The sequence below is a fragment of the Rhodothermales bacterium genome (assembly GCA_013002345.1).
In the GTDB taxonomy this organism is placed as follows: Bacteria; Bacteroidota; Rhodothermia; order Rhodothermales; family JABDKH01; genus JABDKH01.
Map to the genome: position 1 here is coordinate 1 of JABDKH010000173.1, position 17,066 is coordinate 17,066.

11 protein-coding genes are annotated in these 17,066 nt (G+C 59.9%); 5 read left to right on the forward strand and 6 right to left on the reverse strand.

Translation table 11 applies throughout. The annotated features are described in order from the left end of the window. Window positions 1–159 precede the first annotated feature (159 nt). Both HKN37_08725 and HKN37_08730 read left to right on the forward strand, forming a co-directional pair. Window positions 160–1,179: a hypothetical protein gene (locus HKN37_08725; GenBank protein ID NNE46730.1), complete on the forward strand. Its 1,020-nt coding sequence runs from the start codon at window positions 160–162 to the stop codon at window positions 1,177–1,179. A 248-nt stretch (window positions 1,180–1,427) separates the two neighbouring features. Then, entirely contained in the window at window positions 1,428–2,687 is a 1,260-nt protein-coding gene (locus tag HKN37_08730) for a glycosyltransferase family 1 protein (protein ID NNE46731.1), read from the forward strand. Between the two features lie 618 nt (window positions 2,688–3,305). On the opposite strand, the gene HKN37_08735 is transcribed toward HKN37_08730, so the two are convergent. Continuing rightward, entirely contained in the window at window positions 3,306–5,858 is a 2,553-nt protein-coding gene (locus HKN37_08735; protein ID NNE46732.1) for an MMPL family transporter, read from the reverse strand. A 165-nt stretch (window positions 5,859–6,023) separates the two neighbouring features. On the opposite strand from HKN37_08735, the gene HKN37_08740 reads away from it, so the two are divergent. Further along, window positions 6,024–6,446 (forward strand): MaoC family dehydratase, encoded by a 423-nt coding sequence (locus tag HKN37_08740; GenBank protein NNE46733.1) that lies wholly within the window; start codon window positions 6,024–6,026, stop codon window positions 6,444–6,446. Window positions 6,447–6,460: 14 nt separating this feature from the next. On the opposite strand, the gene HKN37_08745 is transcribed toward HKN37_08740, so the two are convergent. Next, complete coding sequence (locus tag HKN37_08745; protein NNE46734.1) at window positions 6,461–7,957, reverse strand: M48 family metalloprotease; 1,497 nt, start codon at window positions 7,955–7,957, stop codon at window positions 6,461–6,463. 61 nt (window positions 7,958–8,018) lie between these two features. Then, entirely contained in the window at window positions 8,019–9,158 is a 1,140-nt protein-coding gene (gene recF, locus HKN37_08750; GenBank protein NNE46735.1) for a DNA replication and repair protein RecF, read from the reverse strand. A 126-nt stretch (window positions 9,159–9,284) separates the two neighbouring features. On the opposite strand from recF, the gene murQ reads away from it, so the two are divergent. Together murQ and mfd are read left to right on the forward strand one after the other, a co-directional pair. Then, a complete protein-coding gene (murQ, locus tag HKN37_08755) occupies window positions 9,285–10,202 on the forward strand; it encodes an N-acetylmuramic acid 6-phosphate etherase (protein NNE46736.1) in 918 nt (305 codons plus the stop codon). A 158-nt stretch (window positions 10,203–10,360) separates the two neighbouring features. Continuing rightward, window positions 10,361–13,735 (forward strand): transcription-repair coupling factor, encoded by a 3,375-nt coding sequence (mfd, locus tag HKN37_08760; GenBank protein ID NNE46737.1) that lies wholly within the window; start codon window positions 10,361–10,363, stop codon window positions 13,733–13,735. A 37-nt stretch (window positions 13,736–13,772) separates the two neighbouring features. Here the strand turns inward: mfd and HKN37_08765 are convergent, their stop codons facing one another. From HKN37_08765 to mnmG, 3 genes are all read right to left on the reverse strand, one after another. Beyond that, window positions 13,773–14,747 (reverse strand): YafY family transcriptional regulator, encoded by a 975-nt coding sequence (locus HKN37_08765; GenBank protein NNE46738.1) that lies wholly within the window; start codon window positions 14,745–14,747, stop codon window positions 13,773–13,775. Then, a complete protein-coding gene (gene rsmG / locus HKN37_08770) occupies window positions 14,744–15,421 on the reverse strand; it encodes a 16S rRNA (guanine(527)-N(7))-methyltransferase RsmG (protein ID NNE46739.1) in 678 nt (225 codons plus the stop codon). The genes HKN37_08765 and rsmG overlap by 4 nt, the downstream gene beginning before the upstream one ends. Beyond that, the coding region (mnmG, locus tag HKN37_08775) for a tRNA uridine-5-carboxymethylaminomethyl(34) synthesis enzyme MnmG (GenBank protein NNE46740.1) at window positions 15,418–17,066 on the reverse strand (1,649 nt) is incomplete at its 5' end. The genes rsmG and mnmG, both read right to left, overlap by 4 nt.

Sequence of the window (17,066 nt, forward strand, 5' to 3'; positions counted from 1 at the left end):
ATGATGCGCAGGGCCGACGTGATCGTTGACGTCGGGCCGGGATCGGGACGTAACGGCGGCGAGATCATCTACACAGGGCCGTACAAGTAACTCGTCAAACGCAAAGACTCGCTGACTGGTGCATATCTCAGTGGCCGCAAATCGATACCGACGCCGCCCGTGCGACGGCCCGTTGTGGAGAAGCACTGTCTGCGGTTGGAGAACGCGAGAGAGCACAATCTGAAGCGGCTCGATGTGACATTTCCGCTGGGGATGACGCTGTGCGTCACGGGCGTCAGCGGCTCCGGAAAGTCGACGCTGGTAAATGACACGTTGTACCGCGGTCTGCTTAGGCTGAAGGGCGGCGGAGATCCGGCATCCCGCGTGGGAGCGCACAGCGCCATTCGTGGGCACATGCTCATCGATCATGTCGAGATGGTCGACCAGAGCCCGATCGGACGGACGCCCCGGTCCAATCCCATCACGTACATCAAGGCATTCAGCGCCATCCGGGAGTTGTTTGCCGGCACGTACCAGTCGCGAATTCGCGGGTACCGACCCGGCTCGTTTTCCTTCAACGTCCCGGGCGGAAGATGTGAGACGTGTCAGGGCGAAGGCGTCAACAAGATTGAGATGCAGTTCCTCGCCGACCTCTATCTCGAATGCGAAGCCTGCAAGGGCATGCGGTACAAGCAGGATCTGTTGGAGATCCACTACAACGGGAAGAACATCAACGATGTCCTGAGCCTGACCGTCGATGAGGCACTGGAGTTCTTCGCTACTAATGCAGGCATCGAGAGAAAGCTGAAGGTCCTCCAGGACATCGGGCTCGGTTACCTAACGCTGGGGCAGCCATCCAATACGCTATCCGGTGGCGAGGCGCAGCGCATCAAGCTTGCATCACATCTCGGACGCTCGGGGCAGCAGAAGACGCTTTACATTTTCGACGAGCCGACGACAGGGCTGCATTTCGATGATATTCGGAAACTCCTCGACGCGTTTGATGCGCTGGTCGAGAGCGGCAATTCCGTGATCATTGTCGAGCACAACATTGATGTGATCCGGTGTTCGGACAGAGTCATCGATCTCGGGCCCGAGGGCGGGCGTCGTGGCGGCTTCGTCGTAGCCGAAGGCACGCCGGAGGAGATTGCAGAGCACCCGGACAGTCATACCGGCCGGTTCTTGAGAAAAGTGCTCTAGCGGATGTTCCTGGTATCAGGTCCCCCGATGTTACTTCCGATGGATTCCACGCGACTTATGCCTAGTATCGAGTGCCGAATCCGGGATAAGATCGCGATCATCAATTCAAAGCGTTGTTATTTAGGTGCTTATCGGTAGTTGAGTATCCGGTTAATTTGAACTGACCGGCGTTTGATTACGAACTCGACTGATCGTAAGACGTTGATCCGCCTTCGCCACGCCCGTTGACCAATCATTGTCGAAACCCGATGGAGCCGCCCCTCCAGCACATACGGTTATCGAATAGGCGTCCGCGCCGGTCGTCACGACCCCGTCGTGTCGCCATATTCACCGGCGCTTACAACCATGTGGTTGACGGCATTTCGCTGACGCTGAATAGGCTCGTGGGACATCTGGAATCTCAGGGATTCGAGGTCCTTGTCTTCGCTCCCGGCGACGGTGAGCCGGCCATGGAACATGAGGGCACGCTTGTCGAGGTCCCCTCGTTTCCTATCCCTTTTCGGAAGGACTATTTCGTTTCAAAGGGCCTGATAGGCGACGCACGCAAACGGCTGGACGCGTTCGAGCCGGATCTCATTCATATTGCTACGCCCGACTACCTGGGGCTGACGGCTCTGCTCTACGCGCTCAAGCGCGATATTCCGATTGTCGCTTCCTACCACACGCACTTCATTTCTTATCTGAAGTACTATCATCTTGAGTTGTTTACGCCGCTGATCTGGCGTTACCTCCGGTGGTCGTACGGCAAGGGTCGACACCTGTACGTCCCGACGGAATCGATGGCTGATGTACTTCGCAGTCATGGCCTTGCTGACAATATGAGGCTGTGGCCTCGCGGCATCGAGACTCGCCGATTCACTCCGGAGAATCGATCGCTTGCGTGGCGGCGGAATCTCGGGATCGATGATGACGAGGTTGTGGTGCTGTTCGTGAGTCGACTGGTGTGGGAGAAATGTCTCGACGTGCTTTCGGGTACGCTTCACCAGTTGAGAGATCGTGGCGTTCGTCACCGAGCGATCGTAATCGGCAGTGGTCCCGCGCGTGAAGAACTGCAGGCTATGGCGCCGCCGGATGTCATTTTTATGGGACATATGGAGGGGGATGATCTCACCACCGCTTATGCATCGAGCGATGTGTTCCTGTTTCCGAGTGCGACCGAGACATTCGGAAACGTGACGCTCGAAGCGATGGCGTCGGGACTCCCCGTCGTAGGTGCAGATGCGCCCGGCACCGCCTCGCTCGTCCTCGATCAGTCGACCGGGTATCTTTGCCCGCCCGCTGATGAACACGCGTTCTCCGTCGCACTCGAAAAATTGGTCGTCGACGAAAGGCTCCGCGGCGGCATGAGCCAGGCGGCAATCGAGGAAGCCCAGCGCTACGACTGGGACAGGGTCCTCGCGACGATGGTGACGTACTACGATGAAGTACTCGGGACGCGTGCTCCTTCGAAGAGTGCGCCGTTTGTCCGGCCGCAGGCCATTCGGCAACGGCCGATGGTTACGGGATAGGAGACGGTGATCCTGGAACCTCGCTCGCGATACCGTTGGGCCGATTTGCAGGACGTGACGAGTTCTGACGCGTCATTCTTGCGCACTGCCCTTCGCCCCACCTTGCGAATGCGAGGGAATGCGTTGGAAGGCGGCAATCCACCCCGGGGGCCAGTCATTCCCGTACACGCGGGAATCCATACAAGGTGCTGCCTCGCATAGCGTCGGATGGATCCCCGATCAGGTCGGGGATGACGGGACGGAAAGGGCTGTCGGGGGCCGTCAGTCCGTCCACTATGTCATTCTTGCGTACGCCCCTGCGTAGGCGGGGGAAGGCGAGACACGAGGCCCGAAGGGCCGACTGATGAGCGCAGCAAATAATCCATACAAGGTGCTGCCTCGCATAGCGTCGGATGGATCCCCGATCGGGTCGGGGATGACGGGACGGAAAGGGCTGTCGGGGGCCGTCAGTCCGTCCACTATGTCATTCTTGCGTACGCCCCTGCGTAGGCGGGGCAAGCGGGACACGAGGCCCGAAGGGCCGACTGATGAGCGCAGCGAATAATCCATACAAGGTACTGCCTGACATAGGGTCGGATGGATCCCCGATCAGGTCGGGGATGACGGGACGGAAAGGGCTCATTCTTGCGAAGGCGAGAATCCATGCAACGTGGACCCCGACGCCACAACCGCCCGACTCGCCGCTCCCCAGCCGCGATCTTCCAGTTCCTGAATGAGCGCTGGCAAAAAGATCAGCGCGGACGCCAGCGTCGCGCCGATCCCGATCACCGCGAGAAGCCCGATCGACCGCAGGCCCGGGTGAAAACTCAGCAGCGGACCGGCGAAGCCCATCATCGTCGTGAGTGATCCCATCGCAATGTGTTCGCCCGTCGATCGTATCACAATCCGGATTGAACCGCTCCCCTCCTCCAGATACCGGTGAATCATGTGCACGCCCGCGTCATTCCCGATCCCCAGCACGGCTGGTAGCACAATCAGATTGTAAAACGTCAGCTTGATATCAAGCATCTCCATCACAAGGATCATCCACAGAAAACCGACCACCAGCGGGATCGTCGCCATGCCGGCCCACTTCCAGGTGGTGAAGTTCATCCGCATGAAGAGCACGACGATGCCGAAGGCGCCCAGCACGAGCCACAGCGACTCCTCCTGCATAAGCCGCAGCATGTCCGCCGCAATCAGTGACGTCGAGCCCGCGTGATACACGCCGCCGTCCGCGGTCGTGACGGTCCCGACATCATCCGAAAATGCCATCGAGTTGAGGCCATCCGACAGCCCGACCGATGCGTAGACCACCGCGAAGTTGCCAAGCTCGCCCGACTTGCTGGTGAACTGCTTGCGGAGAAACTCCGGTATTTGCTCGAGCTGGATTGGCGCCTCAGTGCCGGCCGCTCGTTTCAATCGATCGATATCCGCCTCCGATTCAAGCGCGAGAAACGGTTCGTCGAGCAATCGTCGAATCTCGGCGATCCTTTCCAGCTTGCGGCGCTGCATCGCCGGCGTGAGCGGGAATCGGTCCTGCAGACTCTCAACGCTCAGGATCGTCGGCGTCAGGCTGTCCGCCTCAGCATGCGCGCGCAGGGCCGTCACGATGTGCGGGATTTCTTCCGGCGTCTCGGCGACGATGTATGCCGGGTTGCGCTTCTCCCCCGGCGGATACACGCGACTGATTACCGCATTTCGCGCATCGTAGTCGCGGAACTCCGGTTCGAGTTTGCTGAAGTCGTATTCGAATCGCGCCGGAAGCATGATGAACGCCGCGGCCACAGCCACCGTGCTGGCGACAATGACGAACCGCGACCCTTTCACGCGTTCCCCCAACGCCCCTTCAACAACAGACGGCGCTTCGCTCGACAGATCAATAGCGCCCCATCGCTCCAGCAGCACCAACAGGGCCGGCATGATGACCATCATCGAGACGAGCGACAACAGGATCCCGGTGCCCGCCACAAGACCGAATTCGCTGAATCCCTTGAAGTCGGCCGCGATCAGAACGTAAAGCGCGGCGGCGGTTGTGAGTGCACCCACTGCGATAGCCTGGCCGGAACTGATGAACGTCGTCTCGGCCGCCTCCCCGATCGACTTTCCATACGCCCGCTCTTCCGAGTACCGCGCGAAGAAGTGAATGCCGTAGTCGATGCCCAGGCCGAACAGCACGAGGCCGAGCGTGGCGGTCATGAGATTGAGCGTCTCGATGGTGAGATAGGCCACGCCGCCTGTCCACGCAAGACTCATGATCAGCGGCAGCCCGATCACAATCGACATCAGCGGAATGCGGGCGATCTCGATGAGCAGGATCTGCATCGAAAGGTGGCCGCGTGTTCGAGCGCGATACGCTTTGAAGGCAAAGTAGCCGACCACGAACAGCAGGACGATCGTGATTCCGAGTCCCATGGTGCGCAACACGTCACGCGTGATCGCGCGCACTTCAACGCGTTGCCTTTCCAGCCGGCCCGCCGCGACGACTTCCATCTCCGCATGAAACTCCGACGGACGGAGGTCCTCGATGGCTGACTCAACGGCTTCGTATAGCCGCCCGACAAACGAAAGGTCCGTTTGAGAGCCCGACGGAAAGAACCGCAGCACGAGCGTGGTACTGTCTGCGGAGACGGGATACTCCGAGCCGATTACGTCGTCATACAGCTCACGAAGTTCATCGGCTTCGTCTCCATCCAGCTCGTCCTCGTCGTCGTCCAGATCGAAGTAGAACGGGTTGGCCTCGAGTTTTGCCGTCTCGATTTCATCGGTGAGATATTCGCGCAACCGCTCAAGCTCACCCTCCGTCGCGAAGTAGAGAGCGTTGTCTTCGAGAAACGATACGTCGCGCCGAAAGTCCACGCGACTCAAAAACACTTCGCCGGTCTCGTCGTCTTTCAGCTCAAGCGCACACGGTACGAGTGCCTCCGCAAAGGCGACGTTGGCCTCAAACGAAGGACTTGTGATTCCTACGGACACCTCGCTTTCGGCGCCGACCGTTTCGCGAAGTCGTTCCAGTGCCTTGACACTTTCATAGTGGCTCGGCACGAGTTTCGACAGGTCAGCATCGATACGAAGCTTCGACGCCTCGAACATCGCTGCAACCGAAAGTGCGAGCCCGACCAGCACAACCAGGCCGGCATGTCGAACGATCGCTCGAATCGCCCCTCGCATTGGTCCGACCAGGCGTGTCATTCACACAGGGGTTTGCGCGTGCTGCGGTTGACTCATTCCGACGCCTGACAAAGGTAGGAACACGCGACCGCTTCGATCCAGTTCACTGACGACACCCGGCGTTTCGACTTATCGCGCGGAGCGAAGTAACTTCGGGCTCCGGTCACTCTCCTATCTCATATCCTCATGCACACCTACGAATCGCTGGAAGTCGGTCAGTCTTTTACGGCGGAGCATCACATTTCATTTGACGATGTCCGCACGTTTGCGGAGATCTCGGGAGATGATAATCCGCTGCACGTTGACGAGGAGTACGCGAGCGGCACCAGGTTCGGCAAGCCCATCGTACATGGCGTATTTCTGATGGGCATTGTATCGAAGGTGCTCGGGCGTGACTTCCCCGGCCACGGGAGCATCGCCGTCGCGATCTCCTGCCGATTTCTCCGACCCGTGCCGGTCGACTCGACGATCACCGTGGAGGTGAAGATTGCCGAGAAGATCGAGAAGCGGCGTCACATCCGTGCGAAGGTGTACGTGTATCTCGACGGCAAGATGTCCGTCGGCGGTGAAGCTACGCTCATTCCGCCGCCGGCCGAGGACGGTGATTGACGCGGACCTCCCTCCTACTGGAGAAACTTCAAGGCGCCGTTCGCGGGGATTGTCGTATCGACGTTCAACTGGTTGAGGATTGCAAGTGTCTCGACCGTAGTACCCTTTGGTAGCCTGGTGCCGATGACGTTCCCGAACACTCCACCGTTGCGCACCGTTTCCACGCTGACGCGCGTCGGCTGAACATTCAGTACGGCCGGATCTCCCACCGCCGAGAAACCCGTCATGGTTCGCGTGAACTGCTGCTGGTACGTTCCGAAGTTGGCTGACGTCGAGTAGCCGACGAACTGGTACACGTTTCCACCGTACTCGATGAAGTACGACAGAAATCGGACTGTCTGATTCTCCGTAACGGCATCGCCTGCAATGTAATACGCCGGATACCCGCCGACGCGTGCACTTCCGCGATCCAGGATTGTCAATCCCTCCTGGCTCGCCATCTTCTGGCCTGCCGCCGAGGCGGATGTCTGTCCGGAAGCGATCGAGAACACCATGATCGCCTGGCTTTCCGGCCCTACCATCGCCACCTGCGACGGCTGGTTGATGACTTGAAATCCGTCCGGAACAGGAAAGCTGAACCGCAGCTGCGGATGATAGAAGACACCGTTCTCTGTGTATCCTTGCCGCGGGTCCTCGCCGTACACGATACCGTTCACGCGCGAGAGGTACGGCCTCTCCTCTATCAGAGTCATGGGCGTGCGCGCAGACCAGTCCGCGGCCATCTCGCGGATGGACGTTTCGCGTTCGCCCGGATCCGGATGCGTGGACATGAAAGACGGAATACTCTGGCCGGATTGTTCGCCGAGTCGCCGCAGCGTGACGAAGAACCCCGCGCCCTCTTCGGCCCGGTATCCGGCGAGTGCAGCGTACTCCACGCCCAACTGGTCGGACTCGCGTTCGTCGTCGCGACCGTAACGCAGGAAGAGCAGTTGGGCTATTGACGATCCGGCGGACAGCAAATCCTGACCGGGTAGTCCGAGGAGTTCCTGCCCCAGAATCGCCCCACCGATGAGCCCGATCTGACCGAGCTGACCCTGCAGCGCGCGCTTCGAGGAATGGCGTCCCGCCACGTGCCCGACTTCATGGCCGAGCACCACGGCAAGCTGTGCCTCATTCTGAACATGCGCCAGCAAACCGCGCGTCACGTAGATGTAGCCGCCGGGCAATGCGAACGCGTTTACCACGGGACTGTCCAGCACGCGGAAATGAAACTCCAGGCCCGCGAACTCGGGCGGTGTGTCCGCACGCCGCAGGTGACTTTTCGCGACGATGGCTTGCCCGATGCGGTCCACGTAGGCGGACAGTTCTTCGTCGGTGTAAAGCCCGAACTGAGCGATGATCTGGGGGTCGGCTTCCGAACCGATCTGCTTCTCCTGTTCCCACGTGTATCCGTATGCGCGCTTTCGGCCCGAAACCGGATTCCGTTGCACGACGCAGCCCGATGCAAAGACCGTCACGATCACGGCCAGGAGAAGTGGTCTAAAGTATTGTGTTTTCACGGGATAAGACATCCTGTTTGATCACTTTGCAGGGAGGTGTTCAGAGACTTAAAGTACATACCCGCGGGGACTATCACAGCGGTGCGACGACGTGTCCTGCGTCGATTCTGATCAGTCGATTTGACCGTCCCATGATGTCGAGTCCAGGTGCAAAGAAGTGCACGTCGGCGGCAGTGATAAGGGACTGGCCGACGGTGTCGGATTGAAGCACTGTGAGGATCGCCGCGCGCCGCGCTGGATCGAGATTGTCGAGCGCGTCGTCAAGCAGGAACACGGGCGGCTCTTCGCGGGAAGCCTGGATGTAGAAGTACTGCGCGAGCTTGAGCGCCAGAGCAAAAGTTCTGTGTTGTCCCTGCGATGCATAGCGACGGACCTCGAGGTCGTCGAGCGTCATGACGAACTCGTCGCGATGGGGTCCGGCCAGGGTTCGCCCCTGCTCTCGTTCGCGGTCTGCCACTTCGACGCATCGCTCGCGGTACCGTCGGGCGATGTTTTCCTCGTCGGACCGTTCGTCTGGCTCGACGAGCGTCTTGTAGCGGATGGCCGGTTTCTCCGCAACGGACTCGATGGTGCGATAGGCGTCGTCGAGAAACACGGAGAAAGCGAGAATGAACTTGTCGCGCCGGTGCACGATTCGACTTCCAAGGCGGACGCACTCATCCGTCCACGCGTTTAGTTGATCATGGCTGCTGGCTCGACGAGCGGCGATTTGCCGTAGGAGCGCATTGCGCTGCTTCAGGGCCCGGCGGTACGCGATCAGGTCGGCGAAGTACACTGGATGGGCCTGGCTGAGAATATTGTCGATGAGTCGGCGTCGTTCGTCCGGCGCTCCGCTGGTAATGTCGTGATCGCCGGGTGACAGGACGACGACAGGAAACCGCCCGACGAGTTCGGCAATGCGTTCCAGTGGTGAGCCGTTGACGGTGACCCTCTTCCCTTCTCCGGGTACGAACGCCACACGGACGGTGGATTCGGAATTGCCGGCGGACACGAACTTTGCCGTGATGTCGAAGAAGGCGTCGCCGCGGCGCAGCGCGTAAGCGTCGTTGGTGGCCAGGAAGCTCTTTGACAGGCACGCAAAGTGGATGGCTTCAAGCAGATTTGTCTTGCCGGCGCCGTTGGGCCCGCACACGGCATTGACCTTTTCTCCAAACGCCACTTCCGTCTCGCTGTGCGCTCGGAACGAGCGAAGTGTGAGTTTGCGGAGGACCACGTGGCGACAGGCGTTTTGGCAGGATGAGATTTGTCTCCCGCGGCCGTAGCTTGGGAGGCCGCTGGACGTGTACAAGATACGTTTCGCAGGCGCCCCATTTCCTACAGTGTCCGAGCCCAGGTCCGTATGGCAAAGAGCGAACTATTCGAAGAACTGAAGCGACTGACCACGGAGAAGCAGAATCCGAAATCGATGCGCATTGACGTCGCCGATACGCAGGAGATTCTGGAGATCATCAACGACGAGGACCACCTGGTCGCGGCCGCTGTGAAGGGCGAGATCCCGTACATCGCGGAGGCGGTGGAGCTGGTGGTCGACGCTTTCAGAAACGGCGGTCGGTTGGTTTATGTCGGTGCGGGCACGAGTGGGCGCCTGGGCATTCTGGATGCCACCGAGTGTCCACCGACGTTTGGGACGCCGCCCGAGCTCATCCAGGGCATTATTGCGGGGGGCCGGGAGGCGGTTTTTCGTTCGCAGGAGGGAGCCGAGGACGTTTTCGAGCACGGGGAGCGCGATCTGAAGGCGCTTAACCTGGCGCCGCCCGACGTCGTCTGCGGGATCGCGGCGAGTCGCCGTACACCGTACGTGGTGGGTGGCGTCGCGTACGCGCGGTCGATCGGCTGCAAGACGCTCTACGTCACCTGCAATCCCCGGTCGGATTTCGATCTCGAAGTCGATGTGGCGATTTGCCCTTTCGTGGGACCTGAGGTGATCATGGGATCGACGCGAATGAAATCCGGTACGGCGCAGAAGCTGGTTCTGAATATGATCACGACCGCGGCGATGGTGCGCCTGGGGAAGGTGTACGAGAATATGATGGTGGATCTGCAGATGACGAGTCAGAAGCTCGTCGAGCGGTCGAAGCGGGTATTGATGGTGGTGACGGGTGTTGATTACGACGAGGCGGCTCGGATGCTGTCGGCAGCAGATGGACACGTCAAGACCGCCATTGTCATGATTCTCCGGGGGGTGGATGCCGATGAGGCCGGGCGTCGGCTCGATGAGGCGGATGGTTTTGTCCGGCGCGCAATTGAGCTCACATGAGCAGGGATGGGCGTTGAGCCCGGCATGTTTCACGTGGAACATTGTCCGGCCCGACGAAAAATGCGCCCGGTGTTTCACATGAAACATACCGGTCAGCCCGAACAGCGAATCGACGTCCAACGTTCACCCGCCTAAACCCGACGTCAATACCCGTGCACCTGAAGAACATCAGAGATGCGATTGCCGCCGCCGAGTCGACCCGGCCGTTCTTCGAGGCGATCCTCTCCGCGACGTCACCGGAAGCGGATCCCGTCTTCGCGAAAGGTGCTGCCGGTTCGCTCCCGGCCTTCCTGATTTCCATCCTATTCGAGAAGAGCCCGGCGCCAATCGTCTGCGTCACGCCTGATTCCGATTCCGCCGCATATCTCGCCTCGGACCTCGAACAGGTTCATCCCGAACTCGACGAAGTACTGCTGTTTCCGCCGACGGGATTCAAGCCCTTCGACCGCGAGCAGATGCACGAGGCCGGCGCCCTCATCGCGCGTGCCGACGTTCTGCAGCATCTCCTGGATGACCCGAAGCGCCTGATCATCACCAGCGCCGACGCCGTCTTTGAGCGTGTGCCCGACCGCGATCATCTTCAGAAAGAGAGCATTCGCGTGCAGGTAGGGGAGACCTGGAAGCCGGACGATCTGGTGCAACACCTCGTTAAGCATCAGTTCGAACACGTCGATTTTATTGAGCAGCCCGGACAGATCGCTCTTCGTGGCGGCATCCTCGACGTGTATTCCTTCACGGGCGATTTCCCGATCCGCCTGGAGTTCTTCGGCGACGAGGTGGACTCGATTCGTGAAATCGACATTCACACGCAACGGTCGGTCAGTGAGATTCGCCAGGCGCGCATCGTTCCGAATCTCGAACGCATTGAAGACCCCGAGGCGAAGTATGCGCCCTTCTTCGATTTCCTGCCTTCCGAAACCATCTTCGTCACCTTCGACGAGCAGGTCGTTCTGGATCGTATCGTCGAGCTCAACGACGACGCCGTCCGCGCCAAGGAAGAGCACGAGGCGGACAGCGAAGAGACGTTGCCCGACGTCTCAACTCTCTACATGCGTCCGGACGAACTCGCGACGGCCCTCACGCGAACTGTCAAGGTCCTGTTCGGATCGCTGTCCGGAGGGAGCCGGATGCGGACCGTCGACCTCGGGGCCAGGCCCCAGCCTCCGTTCAACAGCACCATCAATCTTCTAAAGACCCAGCTTAACAACCTGGCCCGCCTCAATATCAGAACGATCGTTCTATGTGATAGTCCGGGCCAGCAGGGCCGCCTGCACGAACTGCTCGAGTCCGAATTGGCCAGTCTCCCGCTGGAACTGCGCGTCGACTCGCTCCACGAAGGCTTCGAACTCCGCAGCGCCGGCCTGGCCGTATACACCGACCACCAGATCTTCGATCGCTATCACCGGCCCTCCACGCGTCGGAGCTCCAAGAAACGGGGCGGCCTCAGCCTGAGAGAACTTCGGAATCTCAACCCCGGCGACTTCGTGGTGCACATCGACTACGGCATCGGCAGATTCGCCGGGCTCAAGCAGATCCGCGTCCGCGACCAGTTCCAGGAAGCCGTGCGACTGGAATACCGGGACGACGACGTGCTGTACGTCAACATCAGCGCCCTCTACAAGCTGCACAAGTACACGGGCAAGGAAGGCCACCAACCGCGACTCACCAAACTCGGATCAGGGCAGTGGGCAAAAACGAAAGCCCGCGCCAAGAAGCGTGTCAAAGACATCGCGCGCGACCTGATCAAGATCTACGCCAAACGAGTGGCGACCCCCGGCTATGCGTATCCACCCGATACGATCTGGCAACGCGAAATGGAGGCGGCCTTCGAATACGAAGATACCCCCGACCAGGCCATCGCAGCCGACGCGGTCAAAGCAGACATGGAGAAACCGACACCAATGGACCGCCTCGTCTGCGGTGACGTCGGATTCGGAAAGACCGAGGTTGCGGTTCGCGCTGCATTCAAAGCCGTGCAGAACGGAAAACAGGTCGCGATCCTGGTGCCCACTACCATCCTAGCTGCACAACACTTTGAGACGTTCGCCGGTCGACTCGGTCGCTATCCCGTCCGCGTCGAACCGCTATCCCGCTTCCAGTCCCGCGACGAACAGAAGGTGGTTGCAGAAGGAATCAAAAGGGGAGAGGTGGACATCGTCATCGGCACGCACCGCATGACATCAAAAGACATACGCTTCAAGCGTCTCGGTCTCGTGATCATCGATGAGGAGCAGCGCTTCGGCGTGTCCGCAAAAGAAAAACTTCGCGCGCTTCGTGCGGAAGTCGACACGCTCACACTCACCGCAACACCAATTCCACGCACGCTGCAATTCTCGTTGATGGGCGCCCGCGATCTTTCCATCATTGCGACGCCTCCTCCAAATCGCCAGCCCATCCTCACCGAGATCCACACGTTTGACAAGCATCTTATTCGCGACGCCATCCAGTATGAACTGAGTCGACAAGGCCAGGTCTTCTTCATTCACAATCGCGTACAATCGATCGACGAGATGTCGGCCACTCTCCGCGCGCTACTCCCGGGTGTACGTATCCAGGTAGCACACGGACAGATGAAGTCGAGCGCACTCGAGCGCGTCATGATGGATTTCAAGAATCGCAAGTTCGACGTGCTCGTGAGCACCAACATCATCGAGAACGGACTGGACATCGCGAACGCGAACACGATGATCATTGACCGCGCCGATCGATTCGGACTTGCCGAACTACATCAGTTGCGCGGGCGCGTCGGCAGGTCGAATCGCAAAGCGTTTTGCTATCTGCTGGTGCCGTCGATCCATGGACTCACACGGGAAGCGCGACAGCGACTGCAGGCGGTTGAAGAGTTCAGCGATCTGGGGAGTGGTTTCAATCTCGCCATGCGCGACCTGGATATTCGTGGCGCCGGCACCATGCTGGGAGCAGAGCAGAGCGGATTCATCGAGGATGTCGGATTCGAGACCTACCAGAAGATTCTGGACGAGGCCGTGCGGGAGCTACGCGCACAGGAATTTGCAGATGTCTTTCACGATGCACCGCCTCCACCAACAGGCGACACGGCCGTCGACATCGATGACGACGCGCTGATACCCGCGGATTATCTCGAGAATCATGTCGAGCGCCTCAATATCTATCGGCGAATCAGCGAGGCGCGCGATAGCGAGACGCTGCAGGTCATTCGCGACGAACTCGGCGATCGTTTCGGAGCACCACCACAGGCACTCCTTAACCTCTTGGCCGCCATGGACTTAAAGAACCTGGGCCAGTCACTTCGGTTGCCGCGCGTGGTCTACAAGAACAGCCGGCTGTTTCTGTCGCTGCCCACGACCGACGCGGATCCCCACTTCTACGAGCACATCTTCCATCCTCTTCTCAAGTCAGTCGCCGCGCTCGACCAGCGATACGTAATAAAGGAATCCTCCAGCGGTAAGACGCGGGTCATCATTCAGGACGTTGACGCACTCGCCAACGCGCTCGGCCTGCTTGGTAGGATCGTCGCCACCGTCGCGACACCCGAGGTGGAAGCACCCGCGTAGTCGCTCGTGCGCCCAACACCCCGCGGATGGCGAATATCTACTTGTACCGCGTTGCAACCGCCGCGGCTTCGCGCTTCACCAGCTTCCGCAATTCCTGAGGCGCTCTCGCCTCGGCGTGCACTCCGAAACGAAGCAGCCACTGCGCCAGATACGACAGGTTCTCGAAACCGAAACGCACAACCACTCCGCCATCTTTCGCTGTCTCCTTCTGGATACGAGCCGGCACCGTACGCTTGGCATGACCGGCCACCTCCTTGTCGAAGAAGATCTCGACCATCTGTTCCTCCGCCGCACCCAGTTCCTGGATGTACGTCTGCAAATCAAAATCATCGGGCGGCGTGAATCGCTTCATGCTGCCTACGTGCATGCTCTCAATTCGATCGAGACGAAAGTTGCGCACCTCCTTACGAAGGTGGTCAAACGCGATCAGGTTCCAGTGGTCCGTGAAGTAGATGAGTGCGAGTGGATCTACCGTCCGCCGCGTCAATTCATCACGGCTCGGCACGAAATATTCCATCGACACCGTGCGCCGATCGGTCACGGCATGACTCAGCTCGTGCCACCGTCCTTCCTCTTCGTCACCGGGCTTTGCCGTGTTGAGCCAGTACGGATCCAGTACGATCCGCGCTTTCAGATTGTCGATATGATGCTTTGTCTCCGGAGGCAGCACGGCGACGATCTTCAACTCGACATGATCGGCGTTCTTGCGGAGCGACAGATCGGACTGGAGTTTCATGAACTCGATCCCGATCAAAAGGGTGGAAGCCTCGCGTGCCGTAAGCATCAAGGGCGGAAGCTGGTATCCTTCCAGTATCTCGTATCCACCCGAATCAGCGAACGTCAGCGGGACGCCTGATTCACCTAGCACACGCAGATCACGGAAGATCGTCCGGCGGCTCACGTCGAAATACTCGGCGAGGTCGCGCGACGTCATGTTCGGCTTCGACTGCAGCAAAAGCACGAGCTCGAACAGTCGGTCCGTGCGATTCTTTCGACGCTCCTTGTGACTCATTCTGCTGAGGCCGTGACAGTGACGATAGCCTTACCGACAAACTCCGGGATCGACACGACGTCTGCAAGCGGAATGCAATGAACCTGTACACCCGGATGTCGATTCTGAAGTGCACCGATCTCCGCTGTCAAATCTCCTCCCTTAAGGCACACGAGACCGGGCGCCCAGCAGTCCGCAGACGTATCGACGATCGGGTCCGCCACGCGCACGTGCCAGTCCCAGAGATTGGAAAGGGGAGCGGTTGCCCTCGACACCGAATACTGAGCCGTCTCGTCAAACTCTTCTGCCCGGGATTGCAGCGCCTCAATGTTGTCGAGTTCCAGTCGCCGGATGACCGCGCGAACAGCCATCACTTTACGGCCCACTGCGTCCACCGCCAGAAACCGGACGTCGGGGAACGCGATTGCCAGTGGAATTGCCGGAAGGCCGCCGCCTGTGCCCCAGTCCACGACCCGGGCGCCTGGCGGAAACGGCTTCCACGCCAAGCACAGGGAATGAAGGATATGTCGGGTCCAGCGATCCTTTCCGGTCTCACGCGAGATCAGATTCACGCGCTGGTTGAACTGACCGAGCAACACATCATACTCCTTCAGCAACGCGATCCGGTCGCTCGAAAGTGCGGCCAGCGGATCCCAGGCTTTCGGTTCGCTGCGCGCATGAGGTGTGGAGGTCATGGTGTCGGTGATTCGGTGCGCGGCCGACTGCCGTTTCGTTTGAGCAACACCATCAGCACCGAAATATCGGCCGGGCTGACGCCGCTCACCCTCGACGCCTGGCCGAGATTCTCTGGCTGGATCTTCGTGAGCTTCTCGCGCGCCTCCATCGTGATGTTGCCGATGGTCTCATAGTCGAAATCGGTGGGAATAGGCCAGGATTCCAGCTGCGACATCTTCTGGACCATGTCGTTCTCGCGCTCCAGATAGCCGGCGTACTTGAGATCGACTTCGACCCCGGTGACGACCGACGCCATCCCGGGCCCATCCTTCAACACGTCGCCCGTGATTCCGGCGTGGTCGAGGAGATCGCCAAGCGATACCTGCGGCCGCAGCGCCAGGCGATGCAGCTTGAGCGGCAAATCGATGGGGGAGGTGCCGACGTGTTCCAGATAGCCGTTGACCTGTTCGGGTCGCACTGTCGTCGTCTCGACCGCATTGCGAGTAGCCTCAAGCGCTGCACGGCGCGCCAGCATCCGCTCGTAGCGGTCGCGCTTCGCCAGACCAAGCCTGAAACCGGGTTCCGTAAGCCTCAGGTCTGCATTGTCCTGCCGCAGCAGCATGCGGTGCTCGGCGCGCGACGTAAACATCCTGTACGGCTCTTCCGTCCCCTTCGCGACCAGATCGTCGATCAAGACGCCGATATAGGCCTCGGAACGTTTCAGAACGATCGGTTCGTTTCCCCGGATCTGCTGGACAGCGTTGACGCCGGCCATCAGACCCTGTGCCGCCGCCTCCTCGTAGCCCGTCGTTCCATTGATCTGCCCGGCAAAGAAGAGTCCCCCGACCCGCTTCGTCTCCAAGGAGTACCGTACCTGGTGCGGGGGGAAGTAGTCGTATTCGATCGCATAGCCTGGCCGCAGAATATGGACCCGCTCCAGTCCAGGCACTTTCCGCAGCGCCTCGAACTGCACATCCTCCGGCAGACTCGTCGAGAAGCCATTGACGTACACCTCGTGCGTGTTCCAGCCCTCCGGCTCCAGGAACAGCTGATGGCTGTCCTTGTCCGCGAACCGATCGATCTTGTCCTCTATGGATGGGCAGTAACGCGGTCCCGTACCGCTGATTCTGCCGGCGAACATCGGACTGCGATCGAAACCTGTTCGGAGCGTGTCGTGCACACGTCCGTTCGTATACGTGATCCAGCAACTCAGCTGCTTCCCGGGCAGCGCATCGCTCATAAAAGAGAACGGACTGGCCTCCACGTCACCCGGCTGCTCTTCAACAGCGGCATAGTCTATTGTCCGTCCGTCAATGCGCGGCGGCGTCCCCGTCTTCAGGCGACCGCTCTCAAATCCGAGTCCTTCCAGGCAGGCCGTCAGCCCGGTCGACGCCCGCTCACCCATCCGCCCGCCTCCATACTGTTTCTCGCCCACGTGGATCACACCGTTCATGAACGTCCCGCTGGTGAGTATGACGGCCCGGGCATGAAACGTCTGACCGAGCTGCGTGACCACGCCAGTCACCCGGCCGTCGTCCACGACGACGTCAGTGACCATGTCGGAGCGCATGAACAGCTCCGGCGTGTTTTCGAGCTCCTCGCGAACCGCTGCCGCATACAACATGCGGTCGCACTGTGCACGTGGACTCCACACGGCCGGTCCCT

Bases quoted from the DNA above. Each gene is read 5' to 3' on its own strand.
- murQ (NNE46736.1), top strand. From the start codon at position 9,285: ATGGCAAAGAGCGAACTATTCGAAGAACTGAAGCGACTGACCACGGAG.
- rsmG (NNE46739.1), bottom strand. From the start codon at position 15,421: ATGACCTCCACACCTCATGCGCGCAGCGAACCGAAAGCCTGGGATCCG.
- HKN37_08740 (NNE46733.1), top strand. From the start codon at position 6,024: ATGCACACCTACGAATCGCTGGAAGTCGGTCAGTCTTTTACGGCGGAG.
- HKN37_08745 (NNE46734.1), bottom strand. From the start codon at position 7,957: ATGTCTTATCCCGTGAAAACACAATACTTTAGACCACTTCTCCTGGCC.
- HKN37_08735 (NNE46732.1), bottom strand. From the start codon at position 5,858: ATGACACGCCTGGTCGGACCAATGCGAGGGGCGATTCGAGCGATCGTT.
- HKN37_08730 (NNE46731.1), top strand. From the start codon at position 1,428: ATGGAGCCGCCCCTCCAGCACATACGGTTATCGAATAGGCGTCCGCGC.
- HKN37_08765 (NNE46738.1), bottom strand. From the start codon at position 14,747: ATGAGTCACAAGGAGCGTCGAAAGAATCGCACGGACCGACTGTTCGAG.